Annotated in this window: 15 protein-coding genes; 11 read left to right on the top strand and 4 right to left on the bottom strand. The window is 45.3% G+C overall.

Annotation, left to right across the window (positions count from 1 at the left end):
- Nucleotides 1-37 precede the first annotated feature (37 nt).
- Nucleotides 38-943 carry a S66 peptidase family protein gene (locus ACOIT5_RS06430; RefSeq protein ID WP_423129649.1) on the bottom strand — a complete coding sequence of 302 codons (906 nt, stop codon included), beginning with the start codon at nucleotides 941-943 and terminating at the stop codon, nucleotides 38-40.
- A 176-nt stretch (nucleotides 944-1,119) separates the two neighbouring features.
- Between ACOIT5_RS06430 and ACOIT5_RS06425 the strand changes: the two genes are divergently transcribed.
- Nucleotides 1,120-1,770: an NADPH-dependent F420 reductase gene (locus ACOIT5_RS06425; protein ID WP_423129648.1), complete on the top strand. Its 651-nt coding sequence runs from the start codon at nucleotides 1,120-1,122 to the stop codon at nucleotides 1,768-1,770.
- Nucleotides 1,771-1,825: 55 nt separating this feature from the next.
- Here the strand turns inward: ACOIT5_RS06425 and ACOIT5_RS06420 are convergent, their stop codons facing one another.
- Nucleotides 1,826-2,743, bottom strand: a complete 918-nt coding sequence (locus tag ACOIT5_RS06420) for an SPOR domain-containing protein (RefSeq protein ID WP_423129647.1) — start codon at nucleotides 2,741-2,743, stop codon at nucleotides 1,826-1,828.
- A gap of 167 nt (nucleotides 2,744-2,910) precedes the next feature.
- Between ACOIT5_RS06420 and galE the strand changes: the two genes are divergently transcribed.
- Together galE and ACOIT5_RS06410 are read left to right on the top strand one after the other, a co-directional pair.
- Nucleotides 2,911-3,939: a UDP-glucose 4-epimerase GalE gene (gene galE, locus ACOIT5_RS06415; RefSeq protein ID WP_423129646.1), complete on the top strand. Its 1,029-nt coding sequence runs from the start codon at nucleotides 2,911-2,913 to the stop codon at nucleotides 3,937-3,939.
- Nucleotides 3,940-3,946: 7 nt separating this feature from the next.
- The gene (locus ACOIT5_RS06410) at nucleotides 3,947-4,867 is read left to right on the top strand and encodes an RluA family pseudouridine synthase (protein WP_423129645.1); all 921 of its coding nucleotides are present in this window, start codon (nucleotides 3,947-3,949) and stop codon (nucleotides 4,865-4,867) included.
- A 15-nt stretch (nucleotides 4,868-4,882) separates the two neighbouring features.
- Here ACOIT5_RS06410 and ACOIT5_RS06405 read toward each other — a convergent pair whose 3' ends face one another.
- The gene (locus ACOIT5_RS06405; RefSeq protein WP_423129644.1) at nucleotides 4,883-6,460 is read right to left on the bottom strand and encodes a sulfatase family protein; all 1,578 of its coding nucleotides are present in this window, start codon (nucleotides 6,458-6,460) and stop codon (nucleotides 4,883-4,885) included.
- A 167-nt stretch (nucleotides 6,461-6,627) separates the two neighbouring features.
- On the bottom strand, nucleotides 6,628-8,214 hold the full coding sequence (locus ACOIT5_RS06400) for a sulfatase family protein (protein ID WP_423129643.1): 1,587 nt from the start codon (nucleotides 8,212-8,214) through the stop codon (nucleotides 6,628-6,630).
- 1,168 nt (nucleotides 8,215-9,382) lie between these two features.
- On the opposite strand from ACOIT5_RS06400, the gene ACOIT5_RS06395 reads away from it, so the two are divergent.
- The 8 genes from ACOIT5_RS06395 (at nucleotide 9,383) to ACOIT5_RS06360 (ending at nucleotide 23,671) form a co-directional block, all read left to right on the top strand.
- Nucleotides 9,383-10,009, top strand: coding sequence for an RNA polymerase sigma factor (locus tag ACOIT5_RS06395; protein WP_423129642.1), 627 nt, complete (start codon nucleotides 9,383-9,385; stop codon nucleotides 10,007-10,009).
- Between the two features lie 138 nt (nucleotides 10,010-10,147).
- Nucleotides 10,148-11,158 carry a FecR family protein gene (locus ACOIT5_RS06390; RefSeq protein ID WP_423129641.1) on the top strand — a complete coding sequence of 337 codons (1,011 nt, stop codon included), beginning with the start codon at nucleotides 10,148-10,150 and terminating at the stop codon, nucleotides 11,156-11,158.
- Nucleotides 11,159-11,261: 103 nt separating this feature from the next.
- The gene (locus ACOIT5_RS06385; RefSeq protein ID WP_423129640.1) at nucleotides 11,262-14,759 is read left to right on the top strand and encodes a TonB-dependent receptor; all 3,498 of its coding nucleotides are present in this window, start codon (nucleotides 11,262-11,264) and stop codon (nucleotides 14,757-14,759) included.
- Between the two features lie 10 nt (nucleotides 14,760-14,769).
- Entirely contained in the window at nucleotides 14,770-16,761 is a 1,992-nt protein-coding gene (locus ACOIT5_RS06380) for a RagB/SusD family nutrient uptake outer membrane protein (RefSeq protein ID WP_423129639.1), read from the top strand.
- Nucleotides 16,762-16,855: 94 nt separating this feature from the next.
- Nucleotides 16,856-18,343, top strand: a complete 1,488-nt coding sequence (locus ACOIT5_RS06375) for a glycoside hydrolase family 88 protein (protein ID WP_423129638.1) — start codon at nucleotides 16,856-16,858, stop codon at nucleotides 18,341-18,343.
- Nucleotides 18,344-18,449: 106 nt separating this feature from the next.
- Nucleotides 18,450-19,016, top strand: coding sequence for an RNA polymerase sigma-70 factor (locus tag ACOIT5_RS06370; protein WP_423129637.1), 567 nt, complete (start codon nucleotides 18,450-18,452; stop codon nucleotides 19,014-19,016).
- Nucleotides 19,017-19,153: 137 nt separating this feature from the next.
- Nucleotides 19,154-20,140 carry a FecR family protein gene (locus ACOIT5_RS06365; RefSeq protein WP_423129636.1) on the top strand — a complete coding sequence of 329 codons (987 nt, stop codon included), beginning with the start codon at nucleotides 19,154-19,156 and terminating at the stop codon, nucleotides 20,138-20,140.
- Between the two features lie 153 nt (nucleotides 20,141-20,293).
- On the top strand, nucleotides 20,294-23,671 hold the full coding sequence (locus ACOIT5_RS06360; RefSeq protein WP_423129635.1) for a TonB-dependent receptor: 3,378 nt from the start codon (nucleotides 20,294-20,296) through the stop codon (nucleotides 23,669-23,671).
- Nucleotides 23,672-23,677 lie beyond the last annotated feature (6 nt).

Here is a 23,677-nt window from a genome sequence, read left to right as displayed (position 1 = left end):
TGAGAATGAGCACAGGTGGTAACCGGTAAATTGTTGATCACAGCATCCTGATGGAGGCACGACCAGGTGTCAGGTCAAGGGCATAGTTTTCGCCAAACATTAGGGGCAAGTTCCGGTCCATATGCCCGGCAGGAAAACCAAAACAAACCGGGTAATCGTATTCTTTTACAGCATTCAGGATGATTTCCTCCACGCTTTGGCCAAAAGGGGAGTCATTGTCTTTTATTTCCGTAAAGCCACCCACGATCAGTCCGTTTAGTTTTTTCAGTTTGCCGGCCAGTTTCAGACTGTGCATCATGCGGTCGAGATGGTAAAGGTATTCCGTTAAATCTTCGATAAACAGGATTTTTTCATCGGTATCGGGTTCAAATGGAGTTCCTGTCAGACTGAACAGAATGGAAAGATTTCCTCCGATGAGCTGCCCGTTTGCCCTGCCCTTACGGTTAAGCGGATGAACGGGGAGAGCAATCCGGGTCTTTTCACCCGACAATAAACGGATTAGTTCGGTAAAGCTTTCAGTTGGCTGGTTATCCCGTAAATAAAAAGCAGGCATGGCCCCGTGGATGCTGCAAAATCCCTGTTTCTGAAGCAAGGCGTGTAACACGGTCACATCGCTGAATCCAACCAGCCATTTCGGGTACCTGCCGAATGCGCTAAAATCCAGCTTGTCGGCAATGCGTATGGCGCCGTAGCCACCTCGTGAACAAATAATGGCCCGGCATTCCGGATCGTCCAATGCCTGTTGCAGGTCGTTCAGGCGTTGATCATCCGTTCCGGCAAACTGGAACCAGCGGTCAAACACATGTTCTCCCAGGCGAACATCAAAGCCTGCTTTTCGGAGTAAATCCGTCGCGGGCAATACTTTTTCTTTGTCTGCTTTTCCGGCGGGAGATACGATGCGAATCAGATCTCCTTCTTTTAAAAAATCAGGCTTTAGCATCATTTCTGAATTTATGTTGAAGATACAAATCTTCTTTTGATTAATCCAACGATGAGCCACTGCCTGCTTGCCGAATATTCAACCGCCGAAAAAAGACTGCGGCTAATTAACTAAAATTAAAATAAGCCGTATTACCTGCATACGAGATGTGTTTGTGTAACCTTTTAATTCTTAAAGCCATGATAAAACGAGTAGGCGTGTTGGGCTCCGGCATTGTTGGCCGGGTATTGGCAAACGGGTTTCTGAAGCATGGATACGATGTCAGGTTAGGAACCCGGAATACCAGAAATCTGGACGATTGGCTTGAACAAGCAGGAGAGCATGGTTCGGTGGGCAGCTTTGAGGATGCCGCACGGTATGGCGACCTGGTTGTTTTGGCCGTAAAAGGCAGTGTTGCCGAGTTTGTGCTCGATTTGGCCGGGGCGGCCAACCTGCACGAAAAAACAGTGATTGACACCTGTAACCCCATTAGCTATGATCCGCCGGATCAGGGTGTCCTGCGTTATTTTACCGATCAGAACTTTTCGCTGATGGAGCACCTTCAGCAGAAATATTCGCGTATTCATTTCGTGAAAGCGTTTAACAGTGTGGGAAATGCCTTAATGGTTAATCCGGTATTCCAGGATGGGAAACCAACGATGTTTATTTGCGGAAACAACGATAAAGCAAAAGCGGATGTAAAAATGATACTCGATTTGTTTGGCTGGGAAGCTGAGGATATGGGCGGCGTGGAATCGGCACGACCCATCGAAGCGCTGGCGATATTGTGGTGCATTCCCGGATTTCGGAACCACCAATGGAACCATGCCTTTAAGTTTCTTAAGAAATAAAATGACTGCGTACCGTACCGGGTAATAAAAAAACCCCTCGCGGGAGGGGCTGTATTTATTCTTTTACATAGATCCAGACATCAGAGTCGGGCGATTTGAGCTTAAAATCGTTCCGGGCCGTTTTCGCTTCTTCCAAGGAGTCAAAACTGTCCAGGGCGATGTAGTGCAGGCCTTTGATAAAACCAATGTTTTTAGCATCGAATCCCTGGTCGTTCATCATGGAGATGAAGGTATCGGCATTATCCTCACTCCTGAAACTTCCGCCGATCATAAAATAACGGTGATCTTCCAAAACGGCTTGTTCGGCCTCAACTTCTTCGGTAAGCTCCTGATTGGTTTCCGTAACCGGTTGAGGAAGGGGTTCGCTCAAGGTAATCATGTCAGGAAGGCTGACCAGATTGGACTGCTGCAGGTTTACCGTGTTGTTTTTTAAAGGAATAACAGCCAGTGCAAATAACAGGGGTACGGCCACCAATACTTTCTTCAGGCTGCGTTTTTGAAACATGACCTGGTTGACATCCCGCTTTTGCGGCGGAATCGGTTTTTGGACATGGTTCCGTGCAAACAAACTTTCGTAGGTGAAAGCGGATAAGCCAAAGGCATCCAGGTTCAGGTTGCCTTCCGGTTTTGGCGTGAAAATCAGGTTTTCCTGATCGTTGTATTGCAGGGTGCCGATTCCCGGAATGCTGATTTCTTCACCTTCTGTCAGGCGGTAGTTCAGCTCCTGTACCAGCAGGTCTGCTTTTCTGCCGGCAACCACGTAATTCAGTCCTTCTTTTTCGGCAATATAGTTAATGAACAGGCCATCGTTAAAATTCAGCTTTCTGTTAAAACTGACTGACTTACCGGGAGGAGTAAACCGGGAAGACTGTAATCCGGCTGGTTTGTAGGTGGTTATAAAACCGCCAAAACCAGGAACGATCACACAATCATTCAGTAGAATGAGTTCTTTTATATATGCTAATAATTCCACGGGCAGATACTGTTTAAGACCAAAATTAAGGAAAAATTAATGGGCTGACAACCTAAAGTTTTCAACAATCCGGGTAAGTTTTAACCAGCTTTGGCATAACCTTCACGAGGATAAATTAATAAGGGGAAAAATAAATTTGTACTTTTGGGCAAAATACTCAATTACCTATGACGAAGAAAATACTCGTAACCGGCGGAACCGGTTACATTGGCTCGCACACTGTTGTCGAACTGCAGCTGGCGGGTTATGATGTGATCATTGTCGACGACCTGTCAAACTCAAGTCTCAGTGTGCTCGGCAATATTGAAAAAATTACCGGGATAAAACCTGCGTTCGAACAATTCAGCCTGGCCGATGCCGCGAAAACGGATGACTTTTTCAGCCGCAACCGCGACCTTTCGGCGATCATTCATTTTGCTGCTTCGAAAGCTGTTGGCGAATCGGTGCAAATTCCTTTGCACTATTACCGGAACAACCTGGTCTCGTTGATGAACCTGCTCGACTGCCAGCTGAAGTATGGCGTGGCCAATATGGTTTTTTCGTCGTCGTGTACGGTTTACGGGCAGCCCGGGAAACTGCCGGTAACCGAAAGCACGCCGCGTAAAGATGCAGAGTCGCCTTACGGAAATACCAAACGGATCAATGAAGATATCCTCCAGGACAGCATCCGGGCTTATCCGCAACTGAAAGGAATTGCCTTGCGTTATTTTAACCCGATTGGCGCCCATCCGTCGGCCTTAATCGGCGAATTACCCCTTGGGGTCCCACAAAACCTGGTGCCTTTTATCACCCAAACAGCTGCAGGCTTACGGAACGAGCTGAGCGTGTTTGGCAACGACTACGATACGATCGACGGATCGGCTGTCCGCGATTACATCAACGTGGTGGATTTGGCCAAAGCTCACGTGGTGGCGATCGAACGCCTGCTTGAAAACAAAAATAAAGCCGGCTACGAAGTCTTTAATCTCGGGACCGGAAATGGTTATTCGGTACTGGAGATCGTAAACGGATTTGAGAAAGCAACCGGCGTAAAACTGAATTACAAAATCGTTGAACGCAGGGCAGGGGATATCGAAAAAATATGGGCCGATACCACTTACGCGAACGAAGAACTGGGCTGGAAAGCCGAAAAAGGACTGGAAGAAACCCTGTTATCTGCCTGGAACTGGGAAAAACGGGTACGGGGAATTAATTAATGACAACATGAAGGAAAAGAACGAAAAGAAACAAGGCGATAAAACATCGAAACCGAAAAAGCCGGAGAATACCGGTTTTTTGGTGAAACAACAGGATGAACTGATGAAATTCCTGATTGCCCAACTTCCGCATAAAAACCGGAACAACATAAAAACCATGCTTAAAAAGAAGCAGGTCTTGGTAAACGGGAAGGCTGTAACACAATTCAACCATCTTTTACAGCCCGGGATGAAAGTGGAGCTGAGTCGGCGGCCTGCAGCTGTTGTATCGCAAATGCGCGGCATAAATATCGTTTATGAAGATAAAGACCTGATTGTGGTCAATAAAAATGCCGGTTTGCTGAGCATGGCCACCGATAAAGAAAAACGAGCCACCGTTTACAGCATGTTGAGCAACTACGTGAAAGAAGCGTACCCGGATAATAAAATCTTTATCGTACACCGCCTCGACCGCGAAACTTCGGGCTTGATGATGTTTGCCAAAAGCAAGGAAATGCAGGAATTGTTGCAGGAATCGTGGAAACAAACCATCTCGGAACGCAGTTACCTGGCCGTGATTGATGGACAGCTCGATCCGCCTAAAGGTACCTACACTTCTTACCTGTTCGAAAGTTCGGTATTTATTGTGTACTCCAGCCAGGACCCCGAAAAAGGACAGAAGGCCATCACACATTACGAAACCATCAAGAGCAACGATCAGTTTTCGCTGTTGAAGGTGAAGCTCGAAACCGGACGAAAAAACCAAATCCGGGTGCACCTGAAAGATCTGGAACACCCGGTTGTGGGGGATAAGAAGTACGGTTCGAAATCGAACCCGATTGGCCGCCTCGGACTGCATGCCTGGGTGCTGGCCTTCAGGCATCCCGTCACCGGCAAAAAAGTGCGTTTCGAGACGTCGGTCCCCGGCAGCTTTTTGCAGTTGTTCTAATTTAAGCCCGACGGTTTATTTCAGTTCCAGTTGTTCAATTTCAGCATTGGTTTGGCCACGAATCCCTTCAAAAACGGAGATCATCTCTTGTAGTTTTTCCGGATTTTTCTGAGCCAGGTTATTTTGTTGCCCCGGGTCCGTATTGAGGTCATAAAGCTGGTATTCAGCTGAATTGCCCAATTCGATGTTGACTTGTTTTTCTACAGCCGGGCCCTTGTATGGCGGGATCATGACCCAGTTGTCTTTCCGAAGAGCAGTTCTGGAGGTGGCTTCCAGGATCAGTTCTTTACGCCCGTCTTCTTTTACACCCAGCAATACCTCCATGAAGTCCCGGCTGTCGGTTGATCCGGCATCGCCGCCGACCAGTCGGGCCAGCGAAGCCAGCAGGTCGATCTGGCAAACCAGGGCATCTGAAACCACAGGTGTTACTTTCCCTTTCCAGTAAGTGATAAGAGGCACGTGCGTACCGGCTTCATAAAGGCTGTATTTCCCTCCCCTGAACGGTCCTCCGGGCTTGTGGTCTCCCAGCTTTTCAACGGCATCATCATAATAGCCGTCGTTTAATACAGGGCCGTTGTCGCTGCTGAAAATGATCAGCGTATTTTCCAGTAATCCTTCCTCTTCGAGCGTTTTTATAAACTCACCAATACACCAGTCGGCCTCCACAATCACATCACCCCGCGGCCCCATGCCTGAACTTCCTTCAAAACGCGGGTGCGGCGTACGCGGAACGTGCGGCTGCTGCATGGCATAATATAAAAAGAAAGGTTCATTCTTATGCTCCTTCACATACTCCTGTGCTTTGGACAGGAAGTGGTCGGCCATCTCCACGTCTTTCCACTTTGCCTTTTCCCCGCCTTTCATAAAACCGATACGCGGAATGCCGTTCACAATGCTGTTATTGTGCCCGTGGTGCCATTTCATCGTTAACAATTCGGGATTGTCTTTCCCGGTTGGCTCACCTTCGAAATTTTGTTCATAATTCACCTCGATGGGATCGTTGGGGTCGAGTCCCGCTACCTTCCCGTTTTCGATATAAACGGTTGGAACACGGTCCTGGGTAGCAGCCATGATGTAGGAATAATCGAATCCGACTTCATTTGGTCCGGGGGCAATGTGTTGATTCCAGTCAGCATAACCGTCACCCAATCCGAGATGCCATTTACCCACAATGCCGGTATGATATCCCTGCTTTTTGAGCATTTTCGGAATGGTGATCTGGTTGGTATCGATCAGGAGCGGCGCTGTGCCGGGCAGAATTTTGGCCTCCGTGTTGCGCCAGGGATACATGCCCGTCAGCAGCCCGTAACGGCTGGGAGTGCAGGTGGCTGATGTAGCATAACCATTATTAAAACGAACGCCTTCGTTTGCCAGTTTGTCCATATTCGGGGTTTGCAGACCGGTAGCGCCATAAGCGCCAACATCGCCAAAACCCAGATCATCCAGGTAAATGATAACGATATTGGGTTTGGTTTCCTGAACCGGTTTTTGGGTTGGCGTGCAAGCCGCAAGCCCGGCCAGGCAAGTGGAAAGAACGATTTTATCGATCGGCGGCTTCCTATGGTTGAAATCGGTTCTTTTGTCGATGTTCATCTCCTTTTAATTAATTGCATTGAAATATAATCTTTCCCTAAAAGTATTCCTAAAAACAATAAACAGACTGCACTCATGTTCTGAAATTCCATACGGATGTTCTTCTGCCGTATCTTCGGGTATTTCAGGTGAAGCGGCCTGTCCTGTTGCCGGAGGTTGCCGCCGGATTATTCGTGGTGACCGGTTTTTTCAAGATATGCTTTCAGATAACGTTGATCATTTTCGTTTGAGTCGCCATATTTTTCGCGCAGTTCTTCCAATCGTTTGTGCAGCAGTTGTTGTACATCGGCGTAGGCCGGATCGTCATAAACATTTTTCATTTCCTGCGGGTCGCTTTGCAGGTCGTACATCTCCCATTCGTCGATGTCGTAATAAAAGTGCATCAGTTTATAGCGGTCGGTAGCTACCCCGTAGTGGCGTTTCACCATGTGTACCGAAGGGTATTCGTAATAGGTGTAATAAACGGCATCGCGCCATTCGCCGGTTTCGCCCGAAACCAGTTTACGGAACGATTCGCCCTGCATGTCTGCCGGGATCTTCACCTTGGCATAGTCGAGGAAAGTCGGGGCAAAATCGAGGTTTTGCACCAGTTTGTCAATTTTCGTTCCCGGCTTGATTTCTTTCGGATAGCGGATCAGCAGCGGGGTGCGAAACGACTCCTCGTACATGAAGCGTTTGTCGAACCAGCCGTGTTCGCCCAGGTAAAAGCCCTGGTCGGAGGTGTAAACCACGATGGTATTTTCAGCCAGGCCATTTCTTTCCAGATAGTCAAGCAGTTCGCCCACTCCGTCGTCAACCGATTGAATGCAGCGCAGGTAATCTTTGATGTAGCGGTTGTATTTCCACTCGGCTAATTCTTTGCCTTGCAGGTTGGCTTTCAGGAATTCCTGGTTTTCGCTTTCGTAGGCATCCATCCAGTTTTGGCGTTGTTCGGGATTCATGCGTTTCAGATCGTGTACAAAGTTGGTGCTGTCGCCGTTCGGGTCTACAATCAGTTTGAAATCGTGTCCCCACCGGGCGTGGCCGTCAATCTGCATTTCCTGTGTTTTAGCGGCGGTACCCCGTCCCTGGTAATCATCATAGAAGCTGGCGGGAGGAGTAAAGGTGGTATCGTCATAAAGGTTCAGGTATTTGGGCGCAGGCAGCCAGTTGCGGTGAGGGGCTTTCTGGTGGTACAGCAAACAGAAAGGTTTGGACTTATCGCGCATTTCATCAAGCCATTTCAGCGCATATTCGGTCGTAATCTCGGTACAGTAGCCCGGTATCCGTTTTCGTTCGCCGTTAATCAGGAAATCGGGGTTGTAATACTGTCCCTGCCCGGGTAATACCATCGAAAAATCAAATCCCTGCGGAAGTCCATCCAGGTGGATTTTACCAATCATGGCTGTTTGATAACCTGCTTGCTGAAGCCGTTTCGGAAAGTTGTCCTGGTCCCAGTCAAAAGGGCTGACATTATCTACTTTTCCATTGATAAAGCTGTGTTTGCCGGTAAGCATGACGGCGCGGCTGGGGGCACAAATGGAGTTGGTAACGCAGGCGCGGGTAAAAATGGCGCCTTCTGTTGCCAGCCGGTCGATGTTGGGCGTTTGGTTCAAACCATGTCCGTAGGCGCTGATGGCCTGGTAAGCATGGTCGTCGCTCATGATGTAAATGATGTTGGGTGGGCCCGCCAGCTCTTTTGCTTGTTGGGTACATCCAACATGCATGATGGCACAAAAAGGGAGCAATCCGGAAATAAATAATTCTTTCTTCATTTGTTTAGTAGTTATTAGATAGGTTTATTTTTTTGCAATCGTTTGTTTCTGCTAATTTATAACGGGAAATTGTACGAAACAAACTATCGGCAAAATCCCTGGCAGGACGAAAAATACCTGCATTTTGCAGGCTGTTGCCGGTTGTTGGGCTGTGGGTGGCGTGGTTTTTAACCGCGCATTCGGTCATCGCCGGTTAAAAACCGGCACAGCTACCCGCCGGCGACTATTAACTGAGCATCTGCACCCGGTTTTCGGTCAACACCTGGTTGAAAGAGCCGCGCACGTATCTCTTCGACTACGTATTAAATGCACCGGTGCAATAGACCCGGAATTTTCCGCAGCCTGACAGGTTACAGATTTCAGCCAGGCTGTGGACTCTTCTCCCATTAGGCAGTGAGTCTGTCTCCCATTAGGCAGTGAGCCTGTCTCCCATTAGGCTGTGAGTCCGTCTCCCATTAGGCTGTGAACCGTTCTTCATCCTGGTCCTGATTGATCACGACAAACTACGGCCGAATTAACCACCCACCGCTTGTTTCTGTACAGGTCGTTACCCGAGAGTAGGCTCATCCCAATATTTTTGTAAAGCAGTTCCTGACCTGTCTGAATTCTGCATTCCTAAAACAAAATTCTTAGAGGTACTTTCCGAATCTCCCGAATTAAAACTAAACGTTTGAGAATACAATGGCAAATTGCCGTCTTTATCTTCATTCTGCCCAAAATACGTAGCTGTATAACCATGCCAAACGGGGCTTGAAACTTACAGCTTGCTTGCACGTTGGAACTTGTGGCTTGTGGCTTGCAGCTTGGAGCTAAAAAACACTGAGTAAAACTGCGACTGAACACCGGTAGTGAATACTGGTACTTTCTCCGGCTTCCGATCTTCATTGACAGTTGGTTGCAAAATATTTAGAAAAACCGACAGAATAAAACGTGATTTACCTGTCATACGATCCAGCTAAACGATAAGAAAATCAGATAATTTTAGTATAAGTGTTCGTTGGTGAGTATGAAACGATATGGAAAGTGGATAAAACACTTTTCTTGTTTTCGCAAAAGACGATGACTCGCTTTAGCCTTTTCAGCCTATTCTGATTCCGGATAATTTTAAAACAAAAATATCTCATAGCTTTGCAACATGGCTAAGAGCAGGCTCTCTTAACAAGAGTATATGAAAACCAATATGGATTCGGAAATATGGCAGCGATTTAGGAAAGGCGACGAAAAGGCGTTCGCCTATATTTTCGATACCTATCATTTGCAGTTATTTGAATACGGGCAACGGTTTTCTGCAGATGCTGAACTGGTTGGCGACAGCATTCAGGATTTGTTTTTTGAGCTGGCAAGCAAGCGCGAAAAACTTTCGGCAACCGACAATATTTTGTTCTACCTGCTCAAATCGCTCCGGATAAAAATCTTTAATAACCTTCGAAAAAACCGCTATGTGAGCTCTGCCATCCGCCCCGATCAACTGGACGAGTTCCGGCTGGAATATTCAACCGATGCCGACGCGGAGGAAAAAGAACTCCGGATCGATCGTCTGTCCGATGCCATCAACCAACTCCCTCCCCGTCAAAAAGAAACCATTTACCTAAAGTTCTACAAAAACCTGTCGAATGCCGAAGTGGCCGAAGTCATGCAGGTAAATTACCAGTCGGTAAGCAACAGCATACAAAAAGCCATTCAAAAACTAAAGGTTTTGTTGGAATCAGATACAGAATCAATCATCCTCTTTTTCCAAACCTGTATCCGCCAAACTGATGCAATCTTTAATCACATGTTTTCAGGTAAAAATTGAAAAAGAATTTCGGCGATTTTTAATCGTATCCACTGACGTAAATTAGACATTCCCATTCCCGATATGTTATAAAACACCTTTCCCGAGAGGGTATATTTTTCTGTCATTCGCTTTTAGGGTAAAGAGGACAACAGAAAAATGGACAAAAAAACAGAAAATCAGTTGTTTAATAACAAATTTAAAAACGGGGTGTCTCGTCAATCCATAAAAGATTACCGGACAATAAAACAGCGTGACCAGGAATCGGCCCTGGCCATATTGATCGCCTACATTTTAAAGTTCAAACGAAAAGATAATCCTGCGCCGGAAGCCGGGATACCCGATTTTTCAGAAATAAGAGCAAAATCATTAACCTTGTTTCGACTACATTCATCCGGGAAACATTCAAATATTCGCTATTTCCGGATCGCTGCTGCCGCTTCAATCATCGTTCTGTTTGCCTTGGGCGGGTACTGGTTGGGGCTGAATCAGATTTTTTCAGGAACAAACACCCATGCTGACCTCATCGAATTCAATACACCAAAAGGACAGCAATCGGAATTGATCCTCCCCGATGGCACATTCGTCGCTCTGAACTATGATTCAAAACTGAAATATCATATTTCGCCCGGTAAAAAACTGCAGGAAGTGGAACTCGACGGAGAGGCCTTTTTTAAAGTGACAAAAAATCACGAAAGAATCTTCCGGGTGATAACCGACAACATGAGCATAAATGTACTAGGTACCGAGTTCAATGTAAAGGCCTACTGCAGCGATCAGAAAACAGAAACCACCTTGCTGGAAGGGAGTATTGAGATAAAGGATATTCCCGGAGAGAAAAATTCTGTCATCCTGAAACCGGGTGAGAGGTGGAGCTACGACAAAATCGAAAACTTGCAGTCGGTTACCGGGGTTGACTCGCGCCTGTCGACCCTTTGGAGGAACGGGGAATATTATTTTGACAAAGTTTCGTTTGGCGAACTGGCCAAAACATTGGAACGGATGTACAAGGTATCGATCTTTTTTCAGAATCCCGAACTTGAAAAAGAAATCTACTCGGGAAGCATTTACCAGGATGAAGAGATTGACCGATTTTTAGAGGTGATCAATCTTACCATACCAATCACTGTAAAAAAGGAAAACAATAAATTATGGATCAATAAGAAATAAAAACAAAAAACCCGGGAAATGTTCCAGCATCGCCCGGGCAGTTAGTTAATCAATTAACGAATAGTTTGCGCTATTCCATTTATTAATCAAGCTAAACAAATGTATGAAAAAAAAGGTCAAATTGCATGCCTTCCCGGATGGAGGCATCGTTAAACTATGGCGAATTATGCGTTTAACATTCTTTATCGTTTTGGTCGGATTACTGAGAGTTTCTGCAACCGGATACTCCCAACAGACCAAGCTAAGCATGAACCTGAGCAATGTTTCGTTGGAAGACGCTCTTCGAAAAATTGAAGATAACTCGAACTTTGTATTCTTCTACAATGCCGAGCAGGTCCAGTTAAATCAAAAAGTAAGCCTGAGCGCCGAAAACAAAAACATCGACGAAATTCTTTCTGAATTACTAAAGGACAAGGCCATTACGTTCAGAATCACAGATCGCCGGATAGTTCTTTATCCCGAAAATGGTGCAAGCCCGACGGTTTCGCAACAGACATTAACGGTGAAAGGAAAGGTCAGCGATTCGGCAGGCGTTTCGCTCCCGGGCGTTTCGGTTGTGATAAAAGGCACCACTACCGGCACCATCACTGATGGAGACGGAAATTATTCGCTCAGTAATCTCCCCCAGAATGCTGTTTTGGTTTTTTCGTTTGTGGGGATGAGGACGCAGGAATTGACCGTTGGGTCAAAAACAGTCATCCATGTTAAAATGGAAGAGGTGATGATCGGTGTCGATGAGGTTGTGGTGGTGGGATATGGCACACAGAAGAAGGTCAACCTTACTGGCGCTGTCGGAACCATTACCTCCGAGGGTTTACAAAACCGTCCGGTTCAAAATGCAGCCCAGATGCTGCAGGGATTGGCGCCCGGCTTAAATATTAGCCAGTCAAACGGGGGCAGCCTCGAAGACCGCCCAAGTATTAATATTCGTGGTACTGCAACCATAGGTGAAGGTTCGACCGGTTCGCCGCTGGTGCTTATCGATGGAATGGAAGGAAACATCAACGTCATCAACCCTCAGGATATAGATAATATTTCTATTCTGAAAGATGCAGCAGCATCATCGATCTATGGTTCGCGGGCTCCGTTCGGAGTAATTCTGATAACCACAAAAAAGGGAAAGAAGGGAACATCGGTAGTCAACTACAATAACAATTTCAGATGGACTTCGCCTATCAATATGCCGGACATGATGGATTCGTACACCTTTGCAACTTATTTTAACGACGCCAACATAAACGGGGGAACTTCTCCATACATTTCGGTTGAACGCTTGCAGCGGATTAAAGATTTTCAGGACGGAAAAATTACCACCACTACTCTCGTTAATGCGTCAAACCCGAAATACTGGGGAAGCGGTTATGCCTATGGAAACGATAACATCGACTGGTACGACCAATATTACCATGACTGGTCGTTTTCGCAGGAACACAACCTGAGTGTGAATGGGGGCAACGAAAAACTACAATACTACTTTTCGGGAAACTATCTCGATCAAAATGGGTTAATGGTTTACAACCAGGATACTTTCGACCGTTATGCAACCACTTTAAAACTTAGCGGACAAATTAATAAATGGCTGAACGTAAATTTCAACAACCGGTTTATCCGCGAAGATTTTGCCCGGCCTTCCAAACTGACCAATTCATTTAATACCGACCTGGCTCGGCAAGGATGGCCAACCATTCCCTTGTACGACCCTAATGGCTATGTGATGAATTCGTGGTTGCTAGCGTTGCGCGATGGAGGAAGGGACAAAAGCCAGAAAGATTATCTGTATCAGCAAATACAATTTGTGTTGGAACCGGTAAAAGGATGGAAAACTTTTGCAGAACTGAATTACCGCACATTCAACCATTTCAGACACTGGGCTATTCAAAAAACATACACATACGATGTAAGCGGAGCGCCTTATGCCCTTACTACAGACTCTCATGTTTATGAATACGGGATGCGTGAAAATTATTTAAACACCAATGTTTATTCTGAATATGTCAAACAATTGGAGAACGGGCATAACTTTAAAGTGTTGCTGGGTTTTCAGGTCGAAGAAAATAAAGCCCGCGATTTTTCTGCCCGCCGGGATGGAATCTTAGTAGCAGCATTGCCTGTCATTAACTTAACTTCGGGAACCGATGCTTCGGGAAAAACAGTTTCACCTTCCGTTACCGGAGGATATAACGAATGGTCGACCAGCGGTTTCTTTAGTCGCCTGAACTACGATTACAAAGGAAGATACCTTCTGGAAACAAATATCAGGTACGACGGAACCTCCCGCTTCCGGTCTGATAAAAGATGGAACTGGTTCCCTTCTGTTTCTGCCGGATGGAATATTGCCAATGAGAAATTCTGGGCGCCATTGCAGAGAACAGTAAGCATGTTAAAAATTCGCGCTTCGTACGGTGAACTGGGGAACCAGAATACTAGCAGCCTGTACCCCACTTATGTAACCATGCCGGTAGGGACTGCCAATGGCTCGTGGCTCATCGGCGGGGCAAAACCCAATACCAGCAGCGCTCCCGGATTGGTAAGCCAGTCGTTGACATGGGAACGGGTAAACAGTTGGAACATGGGTATGGATGTCAGCTCTTTCAGCAACCGGCTTTCAGCTTCTTTCGATGTTTTCAACCGTCTGACCCTGGATATGGTTGGCCCGGCCCCCGAACTACCGGTAATCCTTGGAACAGATGTTCCGAAGATAAACAACACCGACTTAAAGACTTACGGGTTTGAACTGACCTTGAGCTGGAAAGACCGTTTAGACAATGGACTGAAGTATGGAACACGGTTCACATTGGCCGACTCACGGACAAAAATTACCCGCTATCCCAACAAAACAGGCTCGCTGAGCACTTATCGGAAAGATCAGTTTATGAACGAGATATGGGGATATGAAACCATTGGCATTGCAAAAACAAAAGAAGAGATGGATGCTCACCTGGCAAGTCTGCCAAACGGCGGACAAAATTCCTTCGGAAGCCAGTGGGATGCCGGCGACATCATGTTCCGGGATTTAAGCGATGATAGAAAAATTGATGGAGGCTCGAATACCCTGGACGATCATGGCGACCTGAAAATTATCGGGAACAGCACTCCACGGTTTTTGTTTTCATTCGATGTAAATGCAGAATGGAAGGGCTTCGATATGAGGGCTTTCTTTGAAGGTGTAATGAAACGTGACTATTTTCAGGACAGCTATTATTTCTGGGGGGCTTTTCGTAATGGCATCTGGTGGTCAACCGGTTTTGTTGAACACGAAGATTATTTCAGGAATAATGCAGACCATCCCCTGGGACAAAACCTGGATTCGTATTATCCACGCCCATTGTTCGGTGGGAAAAACCAGAAAGTACAAACCAGGTACCTTCAGAATGCAGCGTATATCCGGCTGAAAAACCTGCAATTTGGCTACACTTTGCCCCGACAATTAACTTCTCAGGTTAAAATCGACCGGCTGCGTGTTTTTGTTGCCGGTGAAAACCTCTGGACAGGTACCAAAATGACCAAAATATTCGATCCGGAAACCATCAGCGGAGGATGGGGCGGTAATGTCTATCCCCTTTCAAAAGTGTTGTCGATCGGATTAAGTGTTAACTTTTAAAAATTCAGACATGAAGAAGATATATTATATCCTTATTTTTGGGTTCATAACGGTTCTTTGGTCCTGCAACGATTTTCTCGATCAAGAACCCCTATCGAGCATCACGCCGGAACAATATTTATGGGACGAATCGCAATTAGCAGCTTATGCTATCGCCCAATATGACTCACTACCGACACACAAAAACTGGAATTTCGGGACCTTCGGCCTCGATTCACATTCCGATAATATGGCTGCACCTAATTATATTTCACGCTATGTTCCAGGCGAATGGAAAGTTCCGCAATCGGGCGGCGAATGGGAATTTAAAACCATCTATCAGTACAACTATTTTCTGAACAAAGTAGTGCCTCGCTGGAAAGCCGGTAAAATTACAGGGAGCGAAGCTCTTGTGAAACATTACATCGGCGAAATGTATTTTTTGCGGGCCTGGGAATATTTTACCAAAGTGCAGGCAATGGGTGATTTCCCGATTGTAAAAACGGTGTTGAGCGACGATCCCGAATCGCTTATCGCAGCCAGTAAACGGTCGCCCCGTACCGATGTTGTGCGGTTTATTATTGCGGACCTTGATTCGGCAATCACTTTGCTGCAAGCCACTTCTCCCGATGGGGCAAAAAACAGAATATCGAAGGCCTGTGCTCAATTGGTGAAATCACGTGTGGCATTGTTTGAAGCATGTTGGCTTAAATATTTCAAAGGAACGGCCTTTGTTCCCAACGGGACAAACTGGACCGGCGCTTCAAAAGACTACAACAAAAGCTATCAGTTCCCCGCCGGGAGCATCGATGCGGAGATTGAATGGCTGTTCGGACAGGCAATGGCATCAGCAATGGAGGTTGCTGACAATTTTGCGCTTACGGTAAACAATAAGGTATTACAGCAATCCACCAGCGATGCAAAGAATTTGTATTTCGACATGTTCAGCGCCGTAAATATGTCGGGTTATAGCGAAGTGCTGTTGTGGCGGAAATACGACAAAGGGTTAAACATTGTACACAATGTTCCGGTATATGCCCAATTGGGTAACTATGCAGTCGGCCTGACCCGGGGAATGGTGGATGGCTTTCTGATGGCAAACGGCTTGCCGGTTTACGCCAGCGGATCGGGTTATCAGGGCGACGATTATTTGGCCGATGTCAGAAAAAACAGAGACGGGCGATTATGGCTTTTCCTGAAACAACCAGCACAAATCAACGTCCTCTATCCTTCCTCCGATGGCACACAGGCCACACCGGTTGAGCCGATCCCCGACATTACCAATTCATCACGGGAAAAAGGTTATTCAACAGGATATTCTATCCGGAAAGGGTTGAATTACGATGCAGCCTTGTGCGGAAACGGACTGGGCTATTCAGGATGCATTGTTTTCAGGGCTACCGAAGCCTACCTCAACTACTTAGAGGCTTGCTACGAAAAAAATGGTTCGCTCGATGCAAAAGCAAAACAATACTGGGAAGCGATCCGCTCGCGTGCAGGAGTTGATACCGATTACAACAAAACAATTGCAGCGACCAACATGAGCGAAGAAGCAAAAAATGACTGGGGCGCATACTCTGTCGGAACATTGGTAAGCCCGACCCTGTACAATATCCGTCGGGAAAGGCGATGTGAATTAATGGCTGAAGGACTCCGCCTGATGGACTTAAAACGCTGGCGTTCCTACGACCAGATGATTGCAACGCCTTACCATATTGAAGGGTTCAAGCTGTGGGGACCAATGCAGGAATGGTATAAAGATGCAAACGGAGAACTAAAAGTAACCTATGGGACACCTACTGCAACCGTATCAAGTCCTTCAACCAGCAATTATTTGCGGGTTTACGAGAAGACAGGAAAAGAATTGGTATACAACGGATACCGATGGACAATGGCACATTATCTTCAACCGATTGCCATTCAGCATTTTCTGATCACATCCGCAAATAACGATATTTCAAGTTCTCCGATTTACCAAAATCCAGGCTGGCCAACAACTGCAAATGAGGGAGCCATCGATTAATAATCGCAACCTCTCTTTTACTGCCTTCCGTATCGTTTGTATGCGGAAGGCAATTTCCTGCTCTGTTCTCTTTTAACAATTACATTAAAAGGATATGAAACGTCGCTCTTTTCTTGAACTTGTTCCTGCCGGAACTCTCGGGTTGCTTGCTGTCCCAACGTTGGCCTGTTTCAAAACATCGGACAAGCCAAAGGCTTTTTCAGGTCAGATTAATTTGCAAATCATCCGTCATCAGCCCCTTGAACTTCCTTCGGGAAAACGGGCGCCTTTTGGCTGGCCGGTCGTTGGCATTGGCCCCGGGAAAACCATTCATGTAAAACCGCAGGAGCATTTGCCACCAAAAAATCTTTGGCTCCGTATTTCGGTGGCACAAGAAATTTGGGATGAAAAACAGGTGCATGTCCGCATTGCCGAAACCGGAACAGCGCTGGGAATCATCGATATCCGGTATTCCTCGGTGTTAGTCCCTTACGAACTGAAAATCTCCGCAGAATACGCTTCTGCCATAAATCAACACGGGCTGGAGATGGAACTGGAAGGGAAATCGCCACTCTGGATTTTTAGCAACCCACCAGAGGGGGTGGGCAATACCGCTTTTGTTCCGCACATTTTGCATTCGCCGAACGAAAGAGGGACGACCGATCGTTTTTTAAACTGCTTTACATCAATCAATTCGGTGCAGGCTTTTGGCTGGCGCGAAGGTACGGTGCTCGATGGCTTGTGGCAGCTCTATTCCCGAAAAGGGAATAAAGAAGCGCTGCAAACCATTCAGTCTCATTTCGGTTTGTTTTTCGACGACAAGAATAATCTGATTTACGAAACATCGCAAAGTTTTCCACGCGACAACCGAACCGACGGAATCGAATCGACCATTCCTTTTGCCACCCTGGCCCGCATCAACCCAACCCATCCTATTTTGCAAACCGTGACGGCTGCATGGGAAAGCTATACCCAACCCAACGGGATGGTCATTGATGGAGAAATGATCTCAGCCGAAGGTTGTTATACCGTTGCGTACCCGATGGCTGTAATTGGAAAAACCAGGCAAGACCACCAATTGCAACAAAAAGCCCTCGAACAACTGAAACATCGTTTGGTGTTGCTCCACAACGGTAAAATTTACCTTCGGAACACGGCCGGAAATTATTCTTATCCGAACTGGGCCAGGGGCGCAGCCTGGTTTCTGCTGGGATTCGCCCGCACCCTGTCGGAGTTGAAAAGTGAAGATCAGGAGCTTGTTCAGAAATTTCGCGAGGCCGCAGAAATTGTTTTGTCGATGCAACGGGAAGACGGGCTTTGGAACTGTTTTATGGACCAGCCGGAAAGTGTACCCGACACTTCGGGTTCGGCGGGAATTGCCGCTGCTGTTTTAACCGGAATAGAAATTGGAATTTTGCCAGAACACTATAAAACACAGGCTAAAAAATGTTGGAACGGCTTGCAAGATTACATCACTCCCGATGGCTTTTTAAAAGGCGTTGCCCAGGACAACCGGGGTGGCGTGAAATTGCAAATGAGCGGGTACCGGGTAATCGCCCAAATGGGCATGGGAATGATGGCGCAATTGTATGCCGGTTTATAAAATGTATATTGCCTGGCAAAAAGCAAGTTGGTTCTCTACGCACGATAAACTTTTCCTGATTCTATTTCAAAATCTTTATCTTTATAGTCAAGAATCGATATTGCGGATGGGAATTAACAGCAAACAACTATTGGATGACGAACAATCTTTCGAATTAATGTTTCGAAAATATTACGTTCGTTTATGTGGTTTTGCCAATAAGTTCATCGCAAATCAGGCAGAGGCTGAAGAAATAGTGCAGGAGGTGTTTTTAAATATTTGGTCGAAAAGAGATCGGTTGAAACTCGACCACGAAATCAAGCCCTACCTGTTTAAATCGGTACAGAACCTTTGCTTCAATTTTATTGAACACCGAAAAGTAGTTGATAATTATTATTCGGTGATCGAAGTCGTTTACAAAAACCAAAAAGAAGATTTCGACACTTACGAATCGGTATTTTTTACTGAATTTCAAACAAAAGTTGAAGAAGCCATTGGTTCGTTGCCGGAAGAATGCCAGCGAATTTTCAGGATGAGCCGCGAGGATGGTTTAAAATACACCGAAATAGCCAGCGAACTCAATTTATCAGTAAAAACGGTCGAAACCCAGATGAGCCGCGCCCTGTCAAAATTAAAAATAGAATTGAAAGATTATCTCTGCATCTTTTTAATCGGCATTTTCCTGAATAATTGAGCAGGCATTATACACTGCGTAATTACAAAGGAAAAACCGACGTATCCATTTACGTTGTAACCTTAAAAAAATATTTTTGCTTTTGTAGGGGTAAAACCCAAGCTCCCGGTATAAGCTTAATGAAAAAAACACAAAACATGGAAGAATCAATAAACGAGACTTTATTGCTCCGGTTTTTTGATAAAAGAACCTCAACAGAAGAAAACGATACAATTCTTTGTTGGGTTTCCAATTCTGAAGAAAACCGGGACAATTTTCGCAAACTCCACCATGCGTATCATTCCAGCAAACTCCACTATTTAAAATCCGAAATCGATATTGATAAAGCCTGGGATAAATTGAACCGGTTACTACCCAGAGCAGAAACAAAAAAGAAGCTGATTCTCCCTGACTTTGTATGGAAAGTGGCTGCATCCGTCCTGCTTATTGTCGCCGGAGGACTTGGTAGTTTGTGGGTAAGTGGGCTCCTTTCTGATCAAACCCAATCTACGGTCAAAGAGTTAAGTACATTTAAAGGAGAGAAATCTCAACTTGTGCTTTCGGATGGAAGCCGGGTTTGGCTTAATTCTCAAACAGTTTTAAAATACGATGAGTCGAACCCCCGTAACGTGACCCTTGATGGAGAAGCGTTTTTTGAAATTGAAAAAGACCGCACCCATCCTTTTGAAGTAATTACAAAATCAGGAATGAAAGTCGTTGTGACCGGCACAAAATTTAATTTGCGAAGCTACTCCCACGAACCTTTTGTTGAAACCACCCTGGAAGAGGGCGAAGTTCAAATTAAAAAAGCAGACAGCAAACTACTTGTCAAACTGGAACCGGGACAGCAAGCTCAATACAATGTTCAAACGAATGCGGTTAATGTCCAAAATGTTTCTTCCGGACTATATTCTTTATGGAAGAATGACGAGTTACGGTTCGTCGATATTTCGTTTGATGAATTGATCCCGCAAATTGAGCGCTGGTATGGGGTGACTATAAAAGTAGGCCCAAAACAGAAAAACGACGACCGGTATACAATGACAATTAGGACAGAAAGCCTTCATGAACTATTGAATATGATGCAACTAACATCAAAATTTAGCTATGAAATAAATGGAGAGCAAGTAAAAATTAATTTCTAAAAATAAAGGAAGGAAAGTGTACGAGACTTTCCTTCCAACAATCACCTGGTGATTGTATTAATTTTTAATCATTAACACTACAAATTTATGAAAAAAAAACGATGGAATTTCTGTGCCAGGAGAATACCCTGCACAAGGCAATTGCTTAGAATTATGAAACTAACAACGTTCTTTTTGTTTGTACTATTTTCTCAGGTTTCGGCGGGCGTATTCTCGCAGAACAATGGTCGTTTCAGTTTAAAAGCTGAAAAAGAATCGGTGAACAGTATTCTGAAATTAATCGAAGAACAAACCGAGTTCCGGTTTATGTACAATGTGAACAACATCAATGTTGATCGGAAAGTAAACATTGACTGCAATTCGAAAAGTATTGATGAAGTTCTGGAAATACTTTTTGAAGGAACCAATGTAAAATATCGTTCGTTCAACAATAACTACGTTTTATTTGCTGACACAGATAACCCGCAAGGATCAACTCAGCAGGGAAAAAGTGTAACGGGAAAAATAACCGATGCATCGGGAATGCCGATCCCGGGGGTTACTGTAGTTGTAAAAGGTTCTAATTCCGGAGTAATTACCGATGCCAATGGAAGTTATAATTTGAACAATGTGCCTCCCAATGCTATTCTGATTTTCTCCTTTGTGGGGATGAAAAGTCAGGAGATTGCCGTTGGGAACAGGACAACCATTAATGTTATACTTACTGAAGATGCAATAGGTATCGAAGAAGTGGTTGCCGTTGGGTACGGGCAACAGAAAAAAAGCAGTGTTGTTGCTTCCATTAACACCATCACCTCAAAAGAAATTTCGATGCCCACCCGAAGCCTTGCAAATAATATTGCCGGACAAATTGCCGGGATACTGGCAATACAACGTTCTGGCGAACCTGGCCGTGATGATGCACAATTCTGGATTCGCGGTATAAGTTCTTTTGCCGGAGGTACTTCTCCGTTGGTGTTGGTTGATGGCGTCCCACGTAATATGAATGATATTGGAGTTGATGAAATTGAAACATTTACCGTATTAAAAGATGCTTCGGCAACTGCCGTTTATGGCGCTGAAGGAGCCAACGGTGTTGTATTGATTACGTCAAAACGAGGCGCAATTAAAACCCCAACATTGGATGTACGGATCGAATACAGCTCGGTTAAACCAACCCGCCTCCCCAATCTTATGGATTCGTACAATAGTTTGTCGTTATACAACGAAGCAATATGGGAAGACAAAGGGAACCCGACAACGTTTACCAAACCATATCCCGATGAAGTTCTGGAGATATACAGGAGTGGAGCTGATCCCGATTTGTATCCCAATACCAACTTTCTAGACCTGCTGCAAGATCATACAAATAACAAACGGGTAACATTAAATCTTCGTGGTGGATCAGAAAAGGTCAGATACTTCGTTTCGGGAGCCTATTATAGCGAAAATGGTATTTTCGACTCGCAGGCAATCGATAAATACAATGCAAACATCGGATTAAACCGCTATAATATCCGTTCAAACATCGATGTTGATGTTACCAACACCACGGTCTTATCGACAGATATTAGCGGACAATATTTAGATTCGAGCTATCCGGGAGCCGGCACCGAGACCATCTTCCGGAATCTTGTAAATTTTGCACCACATCTGTTTCCGCTCCGTTTTTCCGATGGTACTTTTTCTGAATTTAAAGAATACAACGGATATGCCGGAAACCCCTATAACTTTTTAAACGAATCAGGATATCAGAAAAACTGGGAAGCCAATATTCAATCGAAGGTAAGTCTGAACCAAAAATTGGATTTTATTACGCCCGGATTAAGCCTCCGGATAACCGGAAGTTTTGACTCCAATTACGAATCTTCCACCAAAAGGACCAAAAGCCCCCAGAGTTATTACATGAGACTAAACAGCAGCGGTGCAAAAGAATACGTGCAGGTAAATGCCGGACAACCAAACTTAACAGACCCAACGAGCGCCGGAACTGCCGGAGAAAAACAAATTTATCTTGAGTCATCCATCAATTACAGTCGGATTTTTGCAGAAAAGCACGATGTTACCGGGCTGCTTTTGTACATGCAGAAAGACCGACAATTACAGGGAAGCGGGCTGCCGTACAAAAAACAAAGTTTGGTCGCCAGGGGAACCTACGGATATGACAGCCGGTATCTGGCAGAAGCAAGTTTTGGCTTAACCGGCAGCGAAAATTTTGCCAAAGGATACCGCTATGGAATCTTCCCCTCTATTGGATTGGCTTGGTATGCCAGTCATGAAGATTTTATGGGGAGTACAAAAGATATTATCAACAAATTGAAATTCCGGGTCTCGTATGGTATTACCGGGAACGATAATGTGGGCGGAAGCCGTTTCCCATACCGAAGCACCTTGAACATTAATTCTACCGGATATAATCTTGGCTTTGTAGGCGGAAGCGGTGGTGGAGGGACGAATTCCCCCGGGAACGGAATTATTGAAGGTACTTTTTCAGCGCCCTATCTGTCGTGGGAAATAGAGGAAAAAGAAAATGTTGGTTTTGATTTGGGCCTTTTTGAAGGCCGTATTGACATGACCTTCGATTTTTTCCAGAATAAAAGAAGGGATATATTGATGCAACGTAAATCAATCAGTTCGGTTGCCGGGTTCAGGCAAAGCCCTTTCCAAAATTTTGGGAAAGTAACCAATAAAGGGTTTGACGGGAGTATTATAATAAAACAGAACATTGACAACCTGAAACTTTCTTTCAGAGGAAATGTGACCTATGCAAGAAATGAAATTGTTGAATACGATGAAGTTGCTCCAAAATATGAATATCAGCGCTATACCGGGAATCGTTTGGGCACACCATTATTATATATCGCAGAAGGATTATATACAAATGATGATTTTCTTATCTCAGACAATATTGCAGACGGAAGTAAATCCTATGCGTTAAAAGAAGGCTTACCGGTTCCCAGTGGGGCCGTAAAACCCGGCGACATCAAGTATTCCGATTTAAGTGGCGATGGCAAAATCGACAGCTATGATATGACCTATGACCACCAGTTTTATGCGCCAGACCCTGAATGGGTATATGGATTTGGCTTAAATGCAGAATATAAAGGATTCTATGCAGGTATCTTCTTTCAGGGGGTCGCAAATGCTACTGCTAAGTTAGGAGGATTCGACCTCAATCCATTTAACTCAGGGGGCATAATCAGGCCTCTGAGAGAGGAAGTCGTCGACCATTGGAGCAGTCAAAATCCCGACAATCAGAAAGTAATGTTTCCCCGCCTGCACGCAACTAGTTTCCCGCATAATGTGAATGAAAGTACATGGTGGTGCAGAAGCGCCGATTTTATCCGCCTGAAAAACCTGGAATTTGGCTATCAGTTTAACAAACAAATGCTGAAGAAAGTAAACATGAACAATGCCAGGATTTATGTGCAAGGGAACAACATTGCCGTATGGGACCACATCAAACTTTGGGATCCCGAAATGGGTTCGTCTGCCGGCAGCAAGTATCCTATTTCGATGACCTGGACGGTCGGTCTTGAACTAGGTTTTTAACATTTA

It is taken from the genome of Gaoshiqia hydrogeniformans (assembly GCF_049347105.1).
Classification (GTDB): domain Bacteria; phylum Bacteroidota; class Bacteroidia; order Bacteroidales; family Prolixibacteraceae; genus Gaoshiqia; species Gaoshiqia hydrogeniformans.
This window is presented reverse-complemented; position numbering and strand designations above follow the sequence as displayed.

Coding starts and splice junctions, on each gene's coding strand:
- ACOIT5_RS06370 (WP_423129637.1), top strand. CDS start 18,450: ATGGGAATTAACAGCAAACAACTATTGGATGACGAACAATCTTTCGAA.
- ACOIT5_RS06365 (WP_423129636.1), top strand. CDS start 19,154: ATGGAAGAATCAATAAACGAGACTTTATTGCTCCGGTTTTTTGATAAA.
- ACOIT5_RS06395 (WP_423129642.1), top strand. CDS start 9,383: ATGAAAACCAATATGGATTCGGAAATATGGCAGCGATTTAGGAAAGGC.
- ACOIT5_RS06430 (WP_423129649.1), bottom strand. CDS start 943: ATGATGCTAAAGCCTGATTTTTTAAAAGAAGGAGATCTGATTCGCATC.
- ACOIT5_RS06380 (WP_423129639.1), top strand. CDS start 14,770: ATGAAGAAGATATATTATATCCTTATTTTTGGGTTCATAACGGTTCTT.
- ACOIT5_RS06385 (WP_423129640.1), top strand. CDS start 11,262: ATGAAAAAAAAGGTCAAATTGCATGCCTTCCCGGATGGAGGCATCGTT.
- ACOIT5_RS06425 (WP_423129648.1), top strand. CDS start 1,120: ATGATAAAACGAGTAGGCGTGTTGGGCTCCGGCATTGTTGGCCGGGTA.
- ACOIT5_RS06405 (WP_423129644.1), bottom strand. CDS start 6,460: ATGAACATCGACAAAAGAACCGATTTCAACCATAGGAAGCCGCCGATC.
- galE (WP_423129646.1), top strand. CDS start 2,911: ATGACGAAGAAAATACTCGTAACCGGCGGAACCGGTTACATTGGCTCG.
- ACOIT5_RS06400 (WP_423129643.1), bottom strand. CDS start 8,214: ATGAAGAAAGAATTATTTATTTCCGGATTGCTCCCTTTTTGTGCCATC.
- ACOIT5_RS06410 (WP_423129645.1), top strand. CDS start 3,947: ATGAAGGAAAAGAACGAAAAGAAACAAGGCGATAAAACATCGAAACCG.
- ACOIT5_RS06375 (WP_423129638.1), top strand. CDS start 16,856: ATGAAACGTCGCTCTTTTCTTGAACTTGTTCCTGCCGGAACTCTCGGG.
- ACOIT5_RS06390 (WP_423129641.1), top strand. CDS start 10,148: ATGGACAAAAAAACAGAAAATCAGTTGTTTAATAACAAATTTAAAAAC.
- ACOIT5_RS06360 (WP_423129635.1), top strand. CDS start 20,294: ATGAAACTAACAACGTTCTTTTTGTTTGTACTATTTTCTCAGGTTTCG.